Source organism: Burkholderia sp. LA-2-3-30-S1-D2 (assembly GCF_001523915.2).
In the GTDB taxonomy this organism is placed as follows: Bacteria; Pseudomonadota; Gammaproteobacteria; order Burkholderiales; family Burkholderiaceae; genus Burkholderia; species Burkholderia diffusa.
The window spans coordinates 1,849,144-1,869,249 of the sequence record NZ_CP013384.1; the positions used below are offsets into that span (position 1 = coordinate 1,849,144).

General features: G+C 67.3%; 20 protein-coding genes. 5 read left to right on the top strand and 15 right to left on the bottom strand.

Annotated features, from left to right (window positions below):
- Positions 1-272: 272 nt before the first annotated feature.
- From rbsK to WS66_RS21315, 10 genes are all read right to left on the bottom strand, one after another.
- Positions 273-1,202, bottom strand: a complete 930-nt coding sequence (rbsK, locus tag WS66_RS21270; RefSeq protein ID WP_059606680.1) for a ribokinase — start codon at positions 1,200-1,202, stop codon at positions 273-275.
- Positions 1,199-2,230 carry a LacI family DNA-binding transcriptional regulator gene (locus WS66_RS21275; protein ID WP_059606677.1) on the bottom strand — a complete coding sequence of 344 codons (1,032 nt, stop codon included), beginning with the start codon at positions 2,228-2,230 and terminating at the stop codon, positions 1,199-1,201. The genes rbsK and WS66_RS21275 overlap by 4 nt, the downstream gene beginning before the upstream one ends.
- Positions 2,231-2,268: 38 nt before the next feature.
- Complete coding sequence (locus WS66_RS21280) at positions 2,269-3,288, bottom strand: ABC transporter permease (protein ID WP_059606675.1); 1,020 nt, start codon at positions 3,286-3,288, stop codon at positions 2,269-2,271.
- Positions 3,285-4,898 carry a sugar ABC transporter ATP-binding protein gene (locus WS66_RS21285; RefSeq protein ID WP_059606673.1) on the bottom strand — a complete coding sequence of 538 codons (1,614 nt, stop codon included), beginning with the start codon at positions 4,896-4,898 and terminating at the stop codon, positions 3,285-3,287. The genes WS66_RS21280 and WS66_RS21285 overlap by 4 nt, the downstream gene beginning before the upstream one ends.
- 145 nt (positions 4,899-5,043) lie before the next feature.
- Positions 5,044-5,994: a sugar ABC transporter substrate-binding protein gene (locus WS66_RS21290; protein ID WP_059606671.1), complete on the bottom strand. Its 951-nt coding sequence runs from the start codon at positions 5,992-5,994 to the stop codon at positions 5,044-5,046.
- Positions 5,995-6,366: 372 nt separating this feature from the next.
- Complete coding sequence (locus tag WS66_RS21295) at positions 6,367-7,293, bottom strand: CysB family HTH-type transcriptional regulator (RefSeq protein ID WP_059606665.1); 927 nt, start codon at positions 7,291-7,293, stop codon at positions 6,367-6,369.
- A gap of 80 nt (positions 7,294-7,373) precedes the next feature.
- On the bottom strand, positions 7,374-8,432 hold the full coding sequence (locus tag WS66_RS21300) for a sulfate/molybdate ABC transporter ATP-binding protein (protein ID WP_059606663.1): 1,059 nt from the start codon (positions 8,430-8,432) through the stop codon (positions 7,374-7,376).
- Positions 8,433-8,445: 13 nt separating this feature from the next.
- Positions 8,446-9,396, bottom strand: coding sequence for a sulfate ABC transporter permease subunit CysW (gene cysW, locus WS66_RS21305; protein WP_059606662.1), 951 nt, complete (start codon positions 9,394-9,396; stop codon positions 8,446-8,448).
- Positions 9,393-10,289, bottom strand: coding sequence for a sulfate ABC transporter permease subunit CysT (gene cysT / locus WS66_RS21310; protein WP_059606659.1), 897 nt, complete (start codon positions 10,287-10,289; stop codon positions 9,393-9,395). The genes cysW and cysT overlap by 4 nt, the downstream gene beginning before the upstream one ends.
- A gap of 135 nt (positions 10,290-10,424) precedes the next feature.
- Entirely contained in the window at positions 10,425-11,462 is a 1,038-nt protein-coding gene (locus WS66_RS21315) for a sulfate ABC transporter substrate-binding protein (protein WP_059606657.1), read from the bottom strand.
- 264 nt (positions 11,463-11,726) lie between these two features.
- Here WS66_RS21315 and lexA point away from each other — a divergent pair, with 264 nt between their 5' ends.
- The 3 genes from lexA to WS66_RS21335 are packed head-to-tail and all read left to right on the top strand — an operon-like array spanning position 11,727 to position 13,467.
- A complete protein-coding gene (gene lexA / locus WS66_RS21325) occupies positions 11,727-12,374 on the top strand; it encodes a transcriptional repressor LexA (RefSeq protein WP_059606655.1) in 648 nt (215 codons plus the stop codon).
- Positions 12,375-12,400: 26 nt separating this feature from the next.
- Positions 12,401-12,739, top strand: coding sequence for a hypothetical protein (locus WS66_RS21330; RefSeq protein ID WP_059606653.1), 339 nt, complete (start codon positions 12,401-12,403; stop codon positions 12,737-12,739).
- Between the two features lie 29 nt (positions 12,740-12,768).
- Positions 12,769-13,467, top strand: coding sequence for a DUF2939 domain-containing protein (locus WS66_RS21335; RefSeq protein ID WP_059606651.1), 699 nt, complete (start codon positions 12,769-12,771; stop codon positions 13,465-13,467).
- A gap of 90 nt (positions 13,468-13,557) precedes the next feature.
- Here the strand turns inward: WS66_RS21335 and WS66_RS21340 are convergent, their stop codons facing one another.
- Positions 13,558-14,055 (bottom strand): universal stress protein, encoded by a 498-nt coding sequence (locus tag WS66_RS21340; RefSeq protein WP_044843612.1) that lies wholly within the window; start codon positions 14,053-14,055, stop codon positions 13,558-13,560.
- 327 nt (positions 14,056-14,382) lie between these two features.
- Here WS66_RS21340 and nodI point away from each other — a divergent pair, with 327 nt between their 5' ends.
- Both nodI and WS66_RS21350 read left to right on the top strand, forming a co-directional pair.
- Positions 14,383-15,297 (top strand): nodulation factor ABC transporter ATP-binding protein NodI, encoded by a 915-nt coding sequence (gene nodI, locus WS66_RS21345; RefSeq protein WP_059606650.1) that lies wholly within the window; start codon positions 14,383-14,385, stop codon positions 15,295-15,297.
- Between the two features lie 6 nt (positions 15,298-15,303).
- Positions 15,304-16,137, top strand: coding sequence for an ABC transporter permease (locus WS66_RS21350; protein WP_059606648.1), 834 nt, complete (start codon positions 15,304-15,306; stop codon positions 16,135-16,137).
- A gap of 51 nt (positions 16,138-16,188) precedes the next feature.
- Here WS66_RS21350 and WS66_RS21355 read toward each other — a convergent pair whose 3' ends face one another.
- The 4 genes from WS66_RS21355 to WS66_RS21370 all read right to left on the bottom strand — a co-directional run bounded on the left by WS66_RS21355 (position 16,189) and on the right by WS66_RS21370 (position 19,958).
- A complete protein-coding gene (locus WS66_RS21355; RefSeq protein WP_059449632.1) occupies positions 16,189-16,611 on the bottom strand; it encodes a hypothetical protein in 423 nt (140 codons plus the stop codon).
- A gap of 146 nt (positions 16,612-16,757) precedes the next feature.
- The gene (locus tag WS66_RS21360; RefSeq protein ID WP_059606640.1) at positions 16,758-17,816 is read right to left on the bottom strand and encodes a permease; all 1,059 of its coding nucleotides are present in this window, start codon (positions 17,814-17,816) and stop codon (positions 16,758-16,760) included.
- The gene (gene mnmH / locus WS66_RS21365; protein ID WP_059606638.1) at positions 17,813-18,940 is read right to left on the bottom strand and encodes a tRNA 2-selenouridine(34) synthase MnmH; all 1,128 of its coding nucleotides are present in this window, start codon (positions 18,938-18,940) and stop codon (positions 17,813-17,815) included. The genes WS66_RS21360 and mnmH overlap by 4 nt, the downstream gene beginning before the upstream one ends.
- Before the next feature lie 64 nt (positions 18,941-19,004).
- Complete coding sequence (locus tag WS66_RS21370) at positions 19,005-19,958, bottom strand: LysR family transcriptional regulator (protein WP_059606636.1); 954 nt, start codon at positions 19,956-19,958, stop codon at positions 19,005-19,007.
- Positions 19,959-20,106 lie beyond the last annotated feature (148 nt).

Genomic DNA, 20,106 nt, shown 5'->3' on the forward strand with positions numbered 1-20,106 from the left:
TTCCTGTATTGCGTCGTCATGAACGGGCAAGGCCCGTTTTTTCGAAACGGTGTTTCGTCCTGATGTATTTACGACCGGATGCTGCGCAGCTTGATGGTATTCACGTCAATTTTTTCATCAATTCGTCGGTTAATTGCAAATTTCCGAACAATAGGGCCGAAGCATCGCAGGCCTGCCTCGCGAAATCGTGTGGCAAGCATCGTGATGGTGCAATCGGGGGAGATGGCCGGCGCCTGCTTCCGCACGCGCCGGCCGAGAGGCGCGATCCAGCCCTATTCGGCCAGCTCGGCGAGGGTGGGAATCGACGGCTGCGCGCCTGCGCGCGTGACCGACAACGCCGCTGCGCGTTGCGCGAAGCGGATGGCCGTGTCGATGGCCTCACCTGCCGCGAGCCGCGCGGCGAATCCGCCGATGAAGGTATCGCCGGCCGCGGTCGTGTCGACGGCCTTGACGACGGGTGCCGGATAATGGCGCGCCGCGCCGTCGGCCGTCAGCGCGCACACGCCGCGCGCGCCGAGCGTGATCAGCACGTTGCGCGCGCCGGCCGCGTGCAGCGCACGCGCTGCGGCTTCCGCCTCGGCCGGATTGCGCACCGGTAGCCCGGTCAGCGCGGCCGCCTCCACTTCGTTCGGAATCAGGTAATCGACCAGCGGCAGCCAGCCGTCCGGCAGCGGCGCGACGGCCGGTGCCGGATTGAGCACCACGATGCGGCCGAGCCGCCGCCCGGCCGACAGCGCCGCGAACACGGCGTCCGGCGGCGTCTCGAGCTGGCAGATCAGCACGTCGGTCGCGGCGAGCGCGGCCTCGTGCCGCGCCACCGTATCGGTCGTCACTTCGCCATTGCCGCCCGCGACGATCACGATCGCGTTCTGGCTCGCGTCGTCGACGACGATCAGCGCGACACCGGTCGACGCCGACGCGCTCGTCGCGAGCCGCGAACAGTCGATGCCTTCGGCCTCTAGGCCGGCCCGCAGCGCGGTACCGTGCGCATCCGCGCCGACGCAGCCGATCATCACGACCTGCGCGCCGAGCCGCGCCGCCGCGACGGCCTGGTTGCCGCCCTTGCCGCCCGCCGCCTGCGCGTATTCATGCCCGGCAAGCGTTTCGCCTGGCAGCGGCAGCCGCGGCGCACGCACGACGAGATCCATGTTGAGGCTGCCGACCACCGTCACGCGGCCGGCGCCCGCCGTACTCGCCGTCATGGGCGGCCGCCCGGCGCGGCCGGCTCGCGGTAGATCGCCGTCGATTCGCGCAGCACGAGACGCGGCGACACGACGCGACGACGGCTCGGCGCAGCCGTCGAACCGCCGCCGATGCGCTCGATCAGCGTTTGCGCGGCCATTTCGCCGAGCGCGCGCACCGACTGGCCGACCGTCGACAGCGCCGGGTACGTGTAACGGGAGAATTCGATGTCGTCGAAGCCGATGATCGAGCAGTCGTCCGGCACGCGCATGCCGCGCTCGGCCGCCGCGCGCAGCGCGCCGACGCCCATCAGGTCGTTGCCCGCGAAAATCGCGCTGGGATGCACCGACTCGAACAACCGCGATGCCGCGTGGTAGCCGCCGAGGCACGAAAAATCGCTTTCCGCGATCGCGCCCGGCACGATGTCGATCCCGCGCTCGGCCATCGCGCGGATGAAGCCGTGCACGCGCATCGCGCTGACGGCCGTGTCGGTCGGCCCGGTGATGCAGCCGATCTTCGCGTGCCCGAGTTCGAGCAGGTGACGCGTCGCCAGGTAGGCACCACGTTCGTGGTCGATCTGCACGAGGTCGGCCGCAAGCCCCTCGATGTTGCGGTCGACGACGACGAGCGGCGCATGCGCGTCCGCGAGTGTCTGCGCGAGCACCGCGTCCTCGCCGGCCGATGCGACGATCAGCCCGTCGATGCGCTTTTCCTGCAGCACGCGCAGGTAGTTGCGCTGCTTCACGGGATCGTCGTCCGAGTTGCAGAAGAACACGCAATAGCCGTTGGCCGCGCACTGGTCCTCGATGCCGCGCGCAAGCTCCGCGAAGTACGGATTCGTGCTGTTCGGCACGACGAGGCCGATGGTCGCCGTCGAGCGCGCCTTCAGCGAGCGCGCCACGGCCGATGGCACGTAATTCAGCTCGCGGATCGCACCCTCGACCTTCGCACGCACATCCGCGGACACCGGCCGCGAATTGTTCACCACGTGCGAGACGGTCGTAAACGACACGCCCGCCATGGCTGCCACATCCTTGATCGTCGCCATTTCCCGTTTCTCTCTGGTCTGCTTTCCGTGTAGTAGTTCTATCGCGCGCGCGCGCGCCGGCTGCGATACGTGTCGAGCACGACCGCGACCACGATCACCGCCCCGGTGATGATCCGTTTGGTCGGCTCGTTCGCGCCGATCTGCGCCAGCCCCGCGGCCAGCACGGAGATGATCAACACGCCGAAGAACGTGCTGATCACCGAGCCGCGCCCGCCCATCAGGCTCGTGCCGCCGATCACGACGGCTGCGATCACCTGCAGCTCGACGCCCGCGCCCGCGTTCGGATCGGCGGCCTCGAGCCGCGAGATCTGGAACAGCGACGCGAGCCCGGCGAGCGCGCCCATCAATGCGAATACGAGGATTTTATACGGACGCGGGTTAACCCCGGCAAGCCGTACCGCCTCTTCGTTCGTGCCGATCCCGACGAGATAGCGTCCGAACACGGTGCGCGTGAGGACGAACTGTGCCGCGATCATCACCGCGACCGCGATCAGGAACGCCGGCGAGATGCCGAGCGCGATCGGATTCGACAGGAAATCGAACGCGTCGCCGATGTAGGCCGTGCGCGAATTCGTCAGCTGGTATGCGACGCCGCGCGCGGCCTCGAGCACGCCGAGCGACACGATGAACGACGGAATCCGCCAGCCGACCGTAATCGCGCCCGTCAGCGAGCCCGTCGCGGTCGCGACCGCGATCCCGATCAGCGCGGCCGGCAGCGGCCCCCACTGCCATTTCAGCGCGGCCACGCTGACCATCGACGCGGCCAGCGCGAGCACCGAGCCGACCGACAGGTCGATGCCGGCGATGATCAGCACGAAGGTCATCCCCACCGACATCACGACGAGATCGGGGATCTGGTTCGCGATCGTACTGAACGTATCGTAGTTCAGAAAATGCGAACTCAGCGCCGAGAACAGCGCGATCATCGCGGCGAGCGCGCCGGCGAGCCCGAGATAGTTCGACACGCCGAGCCGCGTGCCGGACAGCGTACGCGCGCGGCGCCCCGTCACGGTCTGCTGCGCGCCTGCGTCGCTCGGGGATACGGGAGGCTGGGTCATTGCTGTCGTCCTGTGGTCGAAGTGCCGGAAGCCGCGCGCGGTGCGCCTTCCGCATCCGGATGCCGCACGCCGTCCGGCAGCGCTTCGCGGCCGAAGCCGGCGAACGCCGCGGCCAGCAGCGCATCCTGGGTCCAGTTGCCGCGTTCGAACACGGCGGTCATGCGGCCGGCCGACATCACGCCGATCCGGTCGCAGATCAGCATCAGCTCGCGCAGGTCGCTCGATACGACCACCAGCGCACGGCCCTCGCGCGCGAGGGCGCCCATCAGCGTGTAGATCTCGAACTTGGCGCCGACGTCGATCCCGCGGGTCGGTTCGTCGAACAGCAGCACGCCCATGTCGCGTGCGAGCCAGCGGCCGATCACGACCTTCTGCTGGTTGCCGCCCGACAGTTCGCCGACCACCTGCGCGGCGCCGTGCGTGCGGATCCGCAACGCGTCGATCTGCCGCTCGGCGAGCGCCGTCTCGCGCGTCGTATCAACGATGCCGCCGCGCGCGAGCCGGTCGAGCTGGCCGAGCGACACGTTCGACGTGACCGACTGCGACAGCAGCAGCCCTTCGCCCTTGCGGTCCTCGGTGATCAGCGCGATGCCGTGCCTCACCGCGTCGACGGGCGAGCCGATGTGTGCCGGTTTCAGCGGATCGCCGACCGCGATCATCCCGGCGTCCGGCGTATCCGCGCCGTAGATCAGCCGCAGCAGCTCGGTGCGCCCCGCGCCGATCAGCCCCGAGATGCCGAAGATCTCGCCCGAGCGCACTTCGAGCGACACGTCCTGCACGGCCGTGCCGCGCGTCATGCCCGACACGACGAGTCGCGGCGCGCCGATATGGCGCGCGCCGAGATCGATGTGCTCGCCGAGCTCGCGCCCGACCATCAGCGTGACGAGCCCGTCGGACGTCGTCGCGGCCATGTCGCCGACATGCACGAGCCGGCCGTCGCGCAACACCGCGACGCGCTCGGCGACGCGCGCGAGCTCCTCGAGCCGGTGCGAGATGTAGACGATCGCCACACCGCGCGCCTTCAGCCGGTCGATCTGCTCGAACAGCAGTTCGACCTCGCGCGCGGTCAGCATCGCGGTCGGCTCGTCGAGGATCAGCACGCGGCAGTCGCCGATCAGGTTGCGCGCGATCTCGACCATCTGCTGGTGGCCGATGCCGAGCGCGCCGACCGGCGTATCGGGGTCGACCGCATCGAGCCCGACCTGCGCCATCGCGGCACGCGCATCGTCGCGCAGCCGCGCGCGATCGATGATGCCAAAGCGCCGCGGCAGACGGTTCAGAAACAGGTTTTCGGCAACCGTCAGCGTCGGCAGCAGGTTCAGCTCCTGCATCACCATGCGCACGCCGAGCGCCTCGGCCTGCGTGCGGCTCGCCGGCGCATAGGCCTGGCCGCCGAGCTGCATCGTGCCGGTCGTCGGGTCGACGAGCCCGCCGATGATCTTCGACAGCGTGCTCTTTCCTGCGCCGTTCTCGCCCGTCAGCGCGAGCGCCTCACCCGGCGCGAGCATCAGCGTGACGTCGGCGAGCACGGGTTCGGCGTAGGTCTTGCCCACGCCGGAGACGGACAGCACGGGAACAGCTGAACGGGAGGGTTGGAAGGTCGGTTCCATCGCGATCCTGGTTGCGGCCGCGCGCACGCGGCGCGCGGGTATGACGCTCACTAGTGCATGTGCATGCAGTGGCCGTGATCGCGCTCACACCGGATAACGGCCGCCGCGCCGGATTCTTGAGGGCGGCGGCCGCACCGGCGCGGCGTCACTTCGTCACGAGATCCACCGGCGTCTCGACCACGCCGGTCATGTCGGCCTGCTTGCGATGCTCGGCGATCGCCTTGAGCGCCGTGTCGATGCCGAATACGGCCTGCTTCGCCGCGTACTGGTCGGCGGTCGCGATCACGCGGCCGTCCTTCAGCATCGGCTTGATCGCGTTGATGTTGTCGTAGCCGACCACGAGCACCTTGCCCTGCTTGCCCGCCGCCCGCACGGCCGACACGGCTCCGATCGCCATGTTGTCGTTGCCGCACAGCAGCGCCCGCAGGTTCGGGTATTCGTTCAGCATCGCGGACGCGACCGCATTGCCCTTGTCGATCTCCCATTCGCCCGACTGCACCGACACGACCTTCATCCCGCCCGCCTTCATCGCATCCTGGAAGCCGGCCGTGCGCTGCTGCGCATTGGTGGTCGTCGACACGCCTTCGATGATGCCGACCTGGTCGCCCGCCTTCAGCCGCTTGGCGAGGTAGTCGCCGATCTTGCGCGCGCCCTTGCGGTTGTCGGGGCCGACGAACGGCACGTTCAGGTTCTTCGACTTCAGCACGTCGGGATCGAGCCGGTTGTCGATGTTCACGACGATGATGCCCGCGTCGACCGCCTTCTTCACGACCGGCACGAGCGCCTTGGAATCGGCCGGCGCGAGCACGATCGCATCGACCTTCGACACGATCATCTGCTCGACGATGCGGATCTGGTTCGCGGTGTCGGTCTCGTCCTTGATCCCGTTCGTGATCAGGTCGAACTGGCCGGCGTTGTGCTTCTGGTATTCCTTCGCGCCGTTTTCCATCGTCAGGAAGAACTCGTTGGCAAGCGACTTCATCACGAGCGCGACCTTCGGCTTGCCTGCGGATTGGGCATGGACGGCCGGTGCGGCAGCGACCGCGACGGCGGCAAGCGCGGCGGTCAGGAAGCGACGGCGAAAGCGGACATTCATACATATCTCCTGGCGACTGGCCCGACGGGCCGGACTGTTGTTTTAATGCGAGCAAACGTTTGCGCCACACTACCCGGGCATTGGCCATCGATGCTGCTTGTCGGTACCACGGAATGGAAGCGAGGCAGACGGCCGACTGCCTGGCGCGTGCTGTCGTCGACGCGCCACCGCCGGCGGGGACGCCGGCGGGGTGAGGGCTATGCTGTACCGTTTCGGGTCGACGCGCAACCCGTCTGATCAATATTTAAGGGTTTATTCGGAGCGCGCGATTGCGCGCTCCGATTGCGGCGCGTTACACCGGGTGCGGCGGCGCCGCTTCGTCGCGGCCGCCCTGCGGGGGCCTGCCGCGCCCCCGAAACATCGCTTGCTCGATCAGACCGCTTCGCGCAGCAGCCCGGCGATTTCGGCTTCGTTCAGGTGCGGCGCGAACATCTCGATCAGCCGGTATGCATACGCGCGCAGGAACGCGCCCTTGCGCAACCCGACGCGCGTCGTGCTCGCCTCGAACAGGTGCTGCGTGTCGAGCGCGACGAGCCCGGTGTCGCGTTGCGGATCGAAGGCCATCGCCGCGACGACGCCGATCCCCATCCCGAGCTCGACGTAGGTCTTGATCACGTCCGCGTCGATCGCGGTCAGCACGACGTCGGGCACGGCGCCGGCCTGCGCGAACGCCTGGTCGATGTGCGAGCGGCCCGTGAAGTCCTGGTCATACGTGATGATCGGGTACTCGGCGATTTCGTCGAGCGTCAGGTTTTCGCGGCCGACGAGCGGATGCCCCTTCGGCACGACCACCGTGTGGTGCCACGAATAGCACGGGAACGTGACGATATCCGGATAGCGATCGAGCGCCTCGGTCGAGATGCCGAGATCGGCTTCGCCGTTCAGGATCATTTGCGCGATCTGCTGCGGGCTGCCCTGGCGCAGCGCGAGATGCACCTTCGGGAACACGTCGGTGAACTGGCGGATCACCTTCGGCAGCGCATAGCGCGCCTGCGTGTGGGTCGTCGCGACGACGAGGTGACCGCTGTCCTGGTCCGCGAACTGGCGCGCGACGCGGCGCAGGTTCTCCGCATCGAGCAGCATCCGCTCGATCAGCTGGTGCACGGCCTTGCCCGGCTCCGTGAGCCCCGTGAGCCGCTTGCCGCGCCGGATGAAGATGTCGACGCCCAGTTCATCCTCGAGATCCTTGATCTGCTTCGACACGCCCGACTGCGACGTGTACAGAACGTTTGCGACTTCCGTCAGGTTCATGTTCTGGCGCACGGCTTCGCGCACGAAACGCAATTGCTGAAAATTCATGGGTTTGCCTCTTGGGCTGTCGTTGTTCGAATGTCGATCCGGAGCGGTATCCGCCCTCCTCTCATTACCGGGTGAGGGCGTCAGTGTGCGGGAAATACGCGAACCGCGCGCGGCACGGCCGTCGCGCCGTCGCCGACCTGCAGCGCGAGCGCACGCCACGCATCGCGATCGAGCTCCGCTTCGAGCGCGCCGCACGTGCGCGCCTCGAGTTCGACCCGCACCGAGCCGCCGAGCGGGATCACGCGGCGCACGTCCACCGCGATGCCGTCCCGATGCCCTTCGCCTGCCGGCCAAAGCTGCAGGTCGTGCGGCCGCACGTACGCGTTCGCGGGGCCCGCGAAGTCGGCGTCGACCTCGATCGGCGCAGCGGCGCCCTCGGCGACGAAGCCGCGCCCGGCGACCGTGCCCGGCAACCGGTTCGCCGCGCCGAGAAACTCGTAGACGAACGCGCTTTGCGGATGGTCGTACACATCCTGCGGGCTGCCGACCTGCTCGACGTGACCGCGGTTCAGCACGACGATCCGGTCGGCCACTTCCAGCGCTTCCTCCTGGTCGTGCGTGACGAAGATCGTCGAGATGTGCAGGTCGTCGTGCAGGCGGCGCAGCCAGCCGCGCAGTTCCTTGCGCACCTTCGCGTCGAGCGCGCCGAACGGCTCGTCGAGCAGCAACACCTTCGGCTCGACCGCGAGCGCGCGGGCCAGCGCGATCCGCTGGCGCTGGCCGCCCGACAGCTCGGACGGATAGCGCTGCGCGAGCCAGTCGAGCTGCACGAGCTTCAGCAGTTCGTGCACCTTGTCGCGGATCAGGGCTTCCGACGGCCGCTCGCGGCGCGGCTTCACGCGCAGCCCGAACGCGACGTTCTCGAACACGGTCATGTGGCGGAACAGCGCGTAATGCTGGAACACGAAGCCGACCTGGCGATCGCGCGCGCCGACCGACGCGACGTCGAGCCCCTGCAGCACGACCTGGCCGGCGTCCGCGTGCTCGAGGCCCGCGATCACGCGCAGCAGCGTGGTCTTGCCGCAGCCGGACGGCCCGAGCAGCGCGACGAGCTCGCCCTGCGGAAAGTCGAGCGATACGTTGTCGAGCGCGGTGAAATCGCCGAAGCGCTTCTGAAGGTGACGGACGGTGATACCCATTCTGGTTGCCTCTTTACGATTTCGACGAAATGGCGGCGACGGGGCCGGCATGAGCGGGAACGTCGTCGCGTGCGCCGGCCAGTTCGGCGGCGAGGTGACGTTCGGCGAGCAGCTTCAGCGCGAGCGTGACGAGCGCGAGCAACGCCAGCACCGACGCCACCGCGAACGCCGCCGCGAAGTTGTATTCGTTGTACAGGATCTCGACGTGTAGCGGCATCGTGTCGGTCACGCCGCGAATGTGGCCGGACACGACCGACACCGCACCGAATTCGCCCATCGCCCGCGCATTGCACAGGATCACGCCGTACAGCAGGCCCCACTTCACGTTCGGCAGCGTCACGCGCCGGAAGATCTGCCAGCCCGACGCGCCGAGCACGCGCGCGGCCTCTTCCTCGTCGGTGCCCTGCGCCTGCATCAGCGGGATCAGCTCGCGCGCGACGAACGGAAACGTGACGAAGATCGTCGCGAGCACGATGCCCGGCACCGCGAAGATGATCTGCACGTCGTGATCCTGCAGCCACGGCCCGAGCCAGCCCTGCGCGCCGAACAGCAGCACGTAGACGAGACCCGAGATCACCGGCGACACGGAGAACGGCAGGTCGATCAGCGTGGTCAGCAACGCCTTGCCGCGGAATTCGAACTTCGCGATCGCCCACGATGCGCATACGCCGAACACGAGGTTCAACGGCACTGCGATCACGGCGACGGTCAGCGTCAGCTTGATCGCCGACCAGGCGTCGGGATCGGCGAGCGATTCGAGATAGAAGCCGACGCCCTTGCGCAGCGCCTCGAAGAACACCGCGGCGAGCGGCACGACGAGGAAGAACGCGAGGAACGCCAGCGCGACGCCGATCAGCAGCCAGCGCACGGCGCGCGGCTCGCTGACGGGGTCGAGCCGATTCGCGGCACGGCCTTGCGCGGCCGACGGCGGGGTTTTCAGCACGACGGTGGCCTCCTCGTTCATTGCTGGCCTCCTGCTCCGGCGGCGACGGTGACGGTCGCCGGCGCGGGGCCGCTCGCGCCCTTGCTCGTGCGGCGTTGCAGATACCACTGCAGCGAGTTGATCAGCAGCAGCATCAGGAACGACGCGACCAGCATCACGACCGCCAGCGCGGTCGCGCCCGCATAGTCGTACTGCTCGAGCTTCGTGATGATCAGCAGCGACGTGATCTCGGATTTCATTGGCACGTTGCCGGCGATGAAGATGACCGACCCGTACTCGCCGAGCGCGCGCGCGAACGCCAGCGCGAAGCCGGTGAGCAGCGCCGGCAGCACGGCCGGCAGCACGACGCGGCGGAACGTCAGCCAGCGCGATGCGCCGAGGCACGCTGCGGCCTCTTCCTGCTCGCGCTCGAAATCCTCGAGCACCGGCTGCACGGTGCGCACGACGAACGGCAGCCCGATGAAGGTCAGCGCCACCAGCACGCCGACCGGCGTGAACGCGATCTTGATGCCGAACGGCGCGAGATACAGGCCGACCCAGCCGTTGGTCGCATAGACGGCGGCAAGCGAGATGCCGGCGACCGACGTCGGCAGCGCGAACGGCAGGTCGACGATCGCATCGACGAGGCGCTTGAACGGGAACGTGTAGCGCACGAGCACCCACGCGACGAGAAAGCCGAACACGGCGTTGATCAGCGCGCCGCCGAGCGCGGCGGAGAACGTCAGCCGGTACGACGCGAGCACGCGCGGCGACGTGACGGCGGTGACGAACTGGTCCCACGACAGCGTCGCGGTCTTCATGAACGTGGCGGCGAGCGGAATCAGCACCACGAGGCTCAAATAAGCCACCGTGATGCCGAGCGTCACGCCGAAACCGGGCAGCGCGCTCGGCTTGCGAAAGGTGTACGTCGTCATCGGATGCTCTTGCTGGGTCGATGCTGCTCATGGGTCCGACGCAAACCGCCGGCGCGATGCAGTGCGCCGGCGGCCCGTCGGGGATGCGGCGCGCTCTCGTGGCGCGCCACTGTCGTTATGGCTTGCTGCGTCGCGTTACTGCGGCTTGTAGATCGAATCGAACACACCGCCGTCCGCGAAATGCGTCTTCTGCGCATTCGTCCAGCCGCCGAACGTGTCGTCGACCGTGTACAGCTTCAGCTTCGGGAACTGCTTCGTCAGCTCCGCCGGCACGTTCTTCGAACGCGGCCGGTAGTAGTTGCGCGCCGCGATCTCCTGGCCCTGCGGGCTGTACAGGAAGTTCAGGTATGCGTCGGCCAGCTTGCGCGTGCCCTTCTTGTCCACCACCTTGTCGACCACCGCGACGGGCGGCTCGGCCAGGATGCTCACCGACGGCACGACGATCTCGAACTTGTCGGTACCGAATTCCTTGACCGACAGGAATGCCTCGTTTTCCCATGCGATCAGCACGTCGCCGATTCCGCGCTGAACGAAGCTCGTCGTCGCGCCTCGCGCGCCGGAATCGAGCACGCCCGCGTTCTTGTACAGCTTCGTGACGAATTCCTTCGCCGTCTGCTCGTTGCCGCCCGGCTTGTGCACCGCATACGCCCACGCGGCCAGGTAGTTCCAGCGCGCGCCGCCCGACGTCTTCGGGTTCGGCGTGACGATCGAGACGCCCGGCCTGGTCAGGTCGTCCCAGTCCTTGATCCCCTTCGGATTGCCCTTGCGCACGAGGAACACGATCGTCGACGTGTACGGCGATGCGTTGTCGGGCAGGCGCTTCTGCCAGCCCTTGTTGACAAGGCCCTTGTTGGCGAGCGCGTCGATGTCGTAGGCGAGCGCAAGCGTCACGACGTCGGCCTGCAGGCCGTCGAGCACCGAGCGCGCCTGCGCGCCCGAGCCGCCGTGCGACTGCTTGAAGTTGACGGTCTCGCCCGTCTTCGCCTTCCACTCCTTGCCGAACGCCTGATTGAAGTCCTGATACAGCTCACGCGTCGGGTCGTAGGACACGTTCAGGAACGTCACATCGGCCTGGGCGTGCGTCGCGACGCCCAGCGCCGCCGCCGCGCCCAGCGCGAGTGTTGCGATCAGGCGGCCCGCTCCGCCCACCAACCCCGTATTGCGCTTGCCCATCCTTGGTTCTCCAGTGTTGCCTGTATTGCGATGTCGGGCCAGTCTAACGAACGGGTTACATGATTAAAAATAATCGTTCTTCATTTTTTAATACTCAAAAGTGCTAACGCAGACGGGACGGACGGTTGCGGCAGACAAACCGGCGTCCGGACGTCGTGAAATCGCGCCGGAACCGGCGTGATCGCGTCGAACCTCAAGTAACACTTGAAATTCGCGAAGTACTGTATAAAAATACAGCTCACTGTCTATCCATACAGTTCAGCCATGACCAAACTCACCGCCCGTCAGCAGCAAGTGTTCGACTTGATCCGCCGCGCGATCGAGCGCTCCGGTTTCCCGCCCACGCGCGCCGAAATTGCGGCAGAGCTGGGTTTCAGCTCGCCGAACGCGGCCGAGGAACACCTCCGTGCGCTGGCGCGCAAGGGCGTGATCGAGCTGGCCGCCGGCGCGTCGCGCGGCATCCGCCTGCTCGGCATCGACGACGCCCCGCACCAGTTCACGCTGCCGCACGCCGGCCTGATGCAACTGTCGCTGCCGCTCGTCGGCCGCGTCGCGGCCGGTAGCCCGATCCTCGCGCAGGAGCACATCTCGCATCATTACGCGTGCGATCCCGCGCTGTTCACCAGCAAGCCCGATTACCTGCTGAAGGTGCGCGGCCTGTCGATGCGCGACGCCGGCATTCTCGACGGCGACCTCCTCGCCGTGCAGAAGCGCACGGAAGCGAAGGACGGCCAGATCATCGTCGCGCGTCTCGGCGACGACGTCACGGTCAAGCGCCTGATGCGCCGGCCCGGCGGCCTCGAGCTGATCGCGGAGAACCCGGATTACGAAAATATCTTCGTCAAGGCCGGCAGCGCGGAGTTCGCGCTGGAAGGCATCGCCGTCGGGCTGATCCGCTCGGGCGAACTCTGACAATCGGTCTCGCTGAGGAGAACATCATGGAACGCCTTTCCCGTCTGCTGCCTTTCCGTCAATTCGGCCGCCTGCGTCACCTGCGCGGCCGCACGCCCTGCGCGCCGCTGTCCGCCGCGGCGCCCGTGGTGAGCCAAGAAGTCGCAGTTGAACGGCAGGCGTCGCTGCTGCCGTCAGCACTTCCCGCATTCGCGCGGGTCTCGCTGAATGGCGGCCTGAATCACGCGGAACCGGCGCGCCGTGCGCCCGTGCGCGTCTATCACGGCCGGTCGCGCCTGATCATGGTCGGGACGATCGGTGCCGTGTGCCGGATGATCGATCGCTGCATCGCCGAGGAACGATCGGCCACGCACGGCGGTCTCTGATTGCGGAACGTGTCCGCACCGGAGGCATCGTGACTGGATCTTCGGGCCGCGCGTGGCGGCTCAAGCCATTGCTGATCGTCGTGCTGGCCATCGCCGTCCTGGTGGCGATCGGTTATGCGTACGCATCGCCGTACGTCGCGCTCGGTCGCCTGAAATCGGCGATCGATGCGCGCGATGCGCAAGCGGTCAGCGAGTATGTCGATTTTCCGTCGCTGCGCATCAGCCTGAAGCAGCAGGTCACGGAAGAGTTGATGCGCCGAATCGACGCAGTGAAGAAGGACAATCCGTTCGCGGTGATTGGCGCGCTGATCGGATCTGCGTTGATCGGCCCCTTGGTCGATGCCTATGCGACACCGGAAGGTGTAGCGGCGCTGATGAGCGGCATTCCCCCGCGCGGCAATCCGGGCGAACGACCGCCCGAATGGTCGGGCCCGCCGTCAGGCGCTACGCCTGACAATGCACCGGCCGCGCCGCCGGTCAATCCGGCGAGCGCCCCCGTACCGGCCAGCAATGCCACCGCCTCCGCCGCATCTGCGCCAGCCACCGCCCCCGCACCGGCCAGCCCCGGCGAGGCGGCCCATCCGCGGCAAACGAGCGCCGGCTACCGGAATATCGATGAATTTGTCGTGACCTACCAGCGCAGCGCGGACGGCACGCGCTATGCGGCGATCTTCCACCGCTTCGGCTTGTTTTCGTGGAAGCTGTCCGCGATCGACCTGCACGCCTGAGCGGCCGCAATCGGCGTGGATGCCGCTAGCGGCACTGCGCGTGACCGGCGCGAATCGCGATACGACCCGGCCGGCCACACAATCGTTGCGTCACTTGCCGCTCGCGGTGGCCGCTTCGCGTTCGCGTGCGATCTCGGCCTTTTGCTCTTCCGCCGACGAACATGCGACCAGAATGCTGCAGTTCACGCGATCGAGCAGTTGCGTGTTGCCCGAACCCATCCACCATCTCGACAACCCGCTGCGGCACCGATGGCCGACGACGACGAGGTCGGCCTTCAATTCCGTCGCGAGGTTCGCGATTTCGTCGATCGGATAGCCGAATGCGAAATGGCCTTCCGCCTGAACGCCGCGCTCGCGCAGCCAGTTCACGCCTTCCTGCAGTATCTCGCGCGCCGTTTCCTCGAAGCGGCCGCACGCGACGTCGGTCAGCAGCCCTGCGCTTTGCGCGATGCTCGAGCGCATGTCGACGACCGACAGCAAATGCGTTTCCGCCTTCAGGTCCAGCGCAAGATTGGCACCGCACCGCAATGCCTTGCGTCCTTCGAGCGTGCCGTCGTAGCAAAGCAGAATCTTGTTGTAGCTAGCCATGAGACCTCCCTATCGCGACTTCGTACCCTATGCACTCATCATGGTGCGCCGCAATTCCGGACGCAAGGGATGGAAAACGCTGATTCGCCACGCGGGGCGCGTCGGCGATGATGCGGTGCACGATCCGTGCGCGCATGCACCGTGTCGCGCGAGCCTGCCCTGAAGAGACGCAGCCGATGCACTAGAATGGCCCGTCCGTGCCGTCGACGCGCGTTCGCCTCGGTCATGCCCATGTGACACGCATTCACCCGATCCGTTCGCCAGCCGGCATGCCCGTCCGACCGGCCGCGAAACGCGTCCGCGTCCGCTTACAACGACAACCTGCCCATGTCCGTTGCACCGATCGATTTCCGGAACGTCGAAAAGCGCTATGGCGACAAGCTCGTCGTCAACGATTTGTCCTTCCACGTGCAGGCCGGCGAATGCTATGGCCTGCTCGGGCCGAATGGCGCCGGCAAGACCACGACGCTGAAGATGCTGCTCGGCCTTGCGTATCCCGACGCCGGCACCATTTCACTTTGCGGCGAGCCGGTTCCGTCACGCGCACGGCATGCGCGCCAGCGCGTCGGTGTCGTCCCGCAGTTCGACAACCTCGACCCCGACTTCACGGTCCGCGAGAACCTGCTCGTGTTCAGCCGCTATTTCGGAATGTCGGCACACGCCGCACGCGCGCTCGTGCAACCACTGCTCGAATTCGCGAAGCTGGAAAACAAGGCGGATGCGAAGGTCGGCGAATTGTCGGGCGGCATGAAGCGCCGTCTGACGCTCGCACGCGCGCTCGTCAACGATCCCGACGTGCTGGTGCTCGACGAGCCGACGACGGGCCTCGATCCGCAGGCGCGGCACCTGATGTGGGAGCGGTTGCGGTCGCTGCTCGCCCGCGGCAAGACGATCCTGATCACCACGCATTTCATGGAAGAAGCCGAGCGCCTGTGCGACCGGCTGTGCGTGATCGAGGAAGGCCGCAAGATCGCCGAAGGCGCGCCGCACGCGCTGATCGAATCGGAGATCGGCTGCGACGTGATCGAGATCTACGGGCTCGACCCGGTCGCGCTGCGCGACGAACTGGCGCCGTTCGCGAAGCACACCGAGATCAGCGGTGAGACGCTGTTCTGCTACGTGACCGATCCCGAGCCGCTCAGTGCGCGACTCAAGGGTCGCACGGGATTGCGTTATCTGCACCGTCCGGCCAATCTGGAGGACGTGTTCCTGCGGCTCACGGGCCGCGAAATGCAGGACTGATCGATCATGGACGTACGCAACTATTCCGCCGCCGCGCCGTCCGCACCGCCACGCGAATCACGCTTCGCGATCGCGCTGCCCGCGAATGCCACCAACTGGATTGCCGTGTGGCGACGCAACTACCTCGTGTGGCGCAAGCTCGCGCTCGCCTCGCTGTTCGGCAATCTCGCCGATCCGATGATCTACCTGTTCGGGCTGGGGTTCGGGCTCGGCCTGATGCTCGGCCACGTCGACGGTGTGTCGTATATCGCGTTCCTCGCGGCCGGCACGGTCAGTTCGAGCGTGATGATGTCCGCGAGCTTCGAATCGATGTATTCGGGCTTCTCGCGAATGCACGTGCAGCGCACCTGGGAAGCGATCATGCATACGCCGCTCGCGCTGGGCGACATCGTGCTCGGGGAGATTGTCTGGGGCGCAAGCAAGGCGCTGCTGTCCGGCGTCGCGATCATGCTCGTCGCGGGACTGCTCGGCTATGCGCGGTTTCCGTCGATGCTCGCGGCACTGCCCGTGATCGCACTCGCCGGCCTCGCGTTCGCGAGCACGGCGATGATCGTCACCGCGCTCGCGCCGTCCTACGACTTCTTCATGTTCTATCAGACGCTCGTGCTGACGCCGATGCTGCTGCTGTCGGGGGTATTCTTCCCGATCACGCAGTTGCCGCCGGTCGCGCAGCACGCGGCACACTTGCTGCCGCTCGCGAACGCGGTCGAACTCATCCGCCCCGCGATGCTCGGCCGGCCGGCGACGGACGTCGGCCTGCATCTCGCGGTGCTCGCCGGCTACGCGGTCGGCGGATTCGTGGTCTCCGCGTGGCTGTTCCGGCGGCGGATGATGCGCTGACGGCTGGCGCGCACGGCGCCCGCTCGATGCTGCGAGGAAATGGCGACGACGTTACTCGTCGTCGTCGCTCCACGGGATCTCGACGTCGGTCAGGAATGCGACGGTCGCCAGCGGACCGCCTTCGTGGCGGCCGAGCTTGCCGTCAGCACGGTGCCATTCGACGCGGAACTGCGTTCCCGGATCGTCGGCGACGAGATAGACCGCGCGCAGTTCTTCCGCGTCGGCCTCGTCGACCGGACCGTCGAACGACACCAGCATCTTCTGCGGCCACAGGCCGTTCACCGGATCGTAAATGCGGTCGCCTTGCGGAATGTCGATGCTGGCCTCGACGCCGATCGTGGCGGAGGCTTCGATGATCATCGTGCCGAGCGCGTTCAGCACGGCAGTCGCCCGCGCGGAATTGGCCTGGCGGATCGCGAGATCGCCGCGCGTCAGCGCCTTTTCGAGTCGAGGATGAATCTTCGGTTGGGTCATGCGTTTTCCTGTTTGCTTCTTGTAAAGGGCACCGCACGCGTGAAGCGGCGGCGCCGGATGAATACGGCCGTCGCGCGGCGGAATCGGTCGGCGCGCGGCACGGCAGCCATCGCGCAGGCCCGCTCGCCTTCCCGCCCGCGTGTCCGTCAGAACCCGAATGCGATCGCGAGCAGCCCGCTCACGATCCCGAACACGACGACGAGGCCCGTGACGATCGCCAGCATGTAGGGCTTGAACGAACGCGCGAGCATCGCGAGCGACGGCACGCTGATCGGCGGCAGCGTCATCAGCAGCGCGGCAGCCGGGCCGACGCCCATGCCGAGCGACAGCATCGCCTGGATGATCGGCACCTCGCCGGCCGTCGGGATCACGAACAAGGTGCCCGCGACCGCGAACGCGATGATCCAGCCGAGATGATTGCCGATGTCCGGGCCGATATGCGGGAACAGCCACGCGCGCGCCGCGCCGAGCAGCAGCACGAGCACGATGTATTCGGGCACGAGCCGCACGGCCATGCGTGCGAGCAGCTTCATCCAGCGGACGAACGGATTGCCCGCGGCGGCCTGCTCGGCTGCCAGCGCGGCGAATTGCGCATCGTCGACGCTGCGGTCCTCGGGGCGCGCGACACGGTTCAGCAGATAGCCGATCCCGAATACCATCGCGACGCCGAGCACGAGCCGCAGCGCGCTCCAGTGCCAGCCGAGCACGAAGCCCATGAACACCAGCGCGGCCGGATTCAGGACCGTGTTGCCGAGCCAGAACGCGACCGCGCCGCCCGGCGACGCGTGCCGCGCGCGCAGGCCCGCGACGACCGGCGCCGCGCAGCACGTGCACATCATGCCGGGCAGCGAAAGCAGGCCGCCCGCGGCGACGCTGCCGAAGCCCGTGCGGCCGAGCGCACGCGCAACCCAGTGTGCCGGCAGCAGCGCCTGCACGGCCGAACCGAGCAGCAGGCCGAGCACCATGGCCTGCCAGATCGCCTTGCCGTACGCCCACGCGTAGTCGAGCGCCGCCTTCAGCGACGGCTCGGGAGCGCTTGCCGACGTGCCCATCAGGATCGACTGGCCGATCGAATGATGCACGGCGGCGACGAACGCCTTGTTGTAATACGGGAACCATTTCACGTAGAACAGTCCCGCGACCGCGATCAGCAGGAAGGTCATCCAGCCGAGCGCTGGACTGGGTTGAGGGCGTGTGGTCGTCATCGTGTGGTGGTCGTAGGGTTGTTGTCGGTGTCGGCTCGCGCCGCCGCGCCGGCAGCGGGCGATGCCGGCAGCCCGGCCAGCGCGAGCGCGTCGAGCAGCGCGCGCGCCTGCTGGCGCCCGTCGGCCGCATTCGGCCGGAACGTGAACGTCAGCACGCGGTTCGGTTTGTCGTACGACGAACGATAGGTGCGTGCATACGCAGGATCGTAATGCTTGTCGATCAGCGTGCGGAACAGTTCGGTGCGCTCGTTCGCGTCGATCAGTGCGTTCCAGCGCGCGACCTCTTCACGGCTATGCAGGCCGATCAGTCGATCGAGCTGCGACTTGAACGTGGCCGGTTCATCGAACAGATGGGCGTAGTCTTCGAGCAGGAAAGCGATACGTTCGTCATGCGCCGCCTCGACCTGCACCCACGGCCCCGCGCGAAACGCGTCCAGCAACGCGAGCGGCAGCTGCACGAGCCCGATCTTGCGGCTTTCCGATTCGACGAACACGGGCCAAGCGGGGTCGAAACGCTCGAGCGTACCGACGAGCCCCGAATCGAAGGACTTCTGCGTCGGCTGCGGCACACCCGGCAGCGCACCGAGCAGCGAGCCACGGTGACACGCGAGCGCCTCGAGATCGAGCGTCTGTGCCCCCTCATCGCGCAGCGCGTTCAGGAGCCGCGTCTTTCCGCAGCCCGTGTGACCGACGAGCACGATGTAGCGAAACCGCGTCGGCAACGTATCGAGCGTCGCGCACACCGAGCGGCGGTACGCCTTGTACCCGCCTTCGAGTTGGCGCGCCTGCCAGCCGATCAGGTTGAACCAGGTCGTCATCGAACCCGAACGCTTGCCGCCGCGCCAGCAGTAGATCAACGGCCGCCAGTTGCGCGGACGGTCGGCGAACGTGGTGTCGAGATGGCGCGCGATGTTGCGCGCGACCATCGCCGCGCCAACGCGCGTCGCTTCGTACGGCGACACCTGACGGTACATCGTGCCGACGATCACGCGCTCCTCGTTGCTGAGCACGGGCGCGTTCATCGCGCCGGGAATATGGTCCTCGGCGAACTCGAGCGGCGTGCGCACGTCGATGATCTCGTCGAACTCGCCAGCGCGATCGAGGGTGACAATCAGGTTCTTCAATTTGGCGTCGAACAGGGGCGATGCGGCTCGGCGAGCCGCACGGGAATGGAAGGCGGATTCGCGATTATCTCATGCCCGGGCGTCTCGGGCCGCGCACGGCAACCGGCGGGGGCGATGCGCTGCTCATCACGTCGATCAGATGGTCGCGAAACGCGCGCACCGACGCGGGAAGATCGCGCCCCGCCATCGTCTGCACCTGGATGCTGCGCTCACGCAACTGGGGATTCGTGACGGGCACGGCGACGAAGCCGTCCGCGTCGAAACGGTCCCGCACCGACAGCAGCCCCGTGAACATCACGGCGCCGGTACGCTGCGCGTAGCGATACATCACCGCAGTGTTGTTGCTGGTCAGTTCCGGCTCGAGCATGAGCCCGTCGAGCACGCACGCGATGTCGATCAGCTGGCGCACCGTCGTGCCGGCCTCGGGCAGCACATGCGGGTGCCGCGCGACATCGGCAAGCGACACCGAATCGCGCGCCGCGAGCGGATGGTCGCGCCGCACGAGCGCGAAGACCGGCGCACGCTCCGTGTGTTCGACGCGCACGCCCTGCTCCGGCGCGAGGCTGAACGTCAGCCCGATGTCTGCATCGCCGTCGCGCACGCGCCGTGTCGCCTCCGCCGGCGACACGACCCACACCGAGAAATCGACGCCCGGGTGGCGCGCCTTGAAGCTTGCCAGCACGCCTGGCAGGAAGTCGATCGCGAACCCCTCCGAGCAGGCGACCTTCAACAGGCTGCCGTGCAGCGCCTCCAGCCCGCCGATTTCCTTCATCACATGCTCGGCCTCCAGCAGGCTACGCTGCGCGAAGCCCAGCAGCCGTTCGCCGGCCTCCGACAACGCCATCCCGCGCGGCCGGCGCTCGAACAGCGGCGCGCCGAGCTCGCTCTCGAGCTTCGCAATCTGCCGGCTGATCGCCGAGACGGCCACGTGCAGCCGCGTGGATGCGTCGCTGATCGACCCGGTGCGCGCGACTTCGACGAAATACCGCAACGCAAGCCCATGCAGGAAAACCGCCATCGTTCTGTCCCCGGGCCCGTCGTCCAGGCCGCTCCGCTTTGCCTTTTCGGCAAAGAAATGTTCGAAATTCGATCATTGTGACAAAAAAAACGGCTTTCTAGAATCGATCGCACTCCCGGCCCTGCGCGCCGCGCCCGCCGGAAAACCG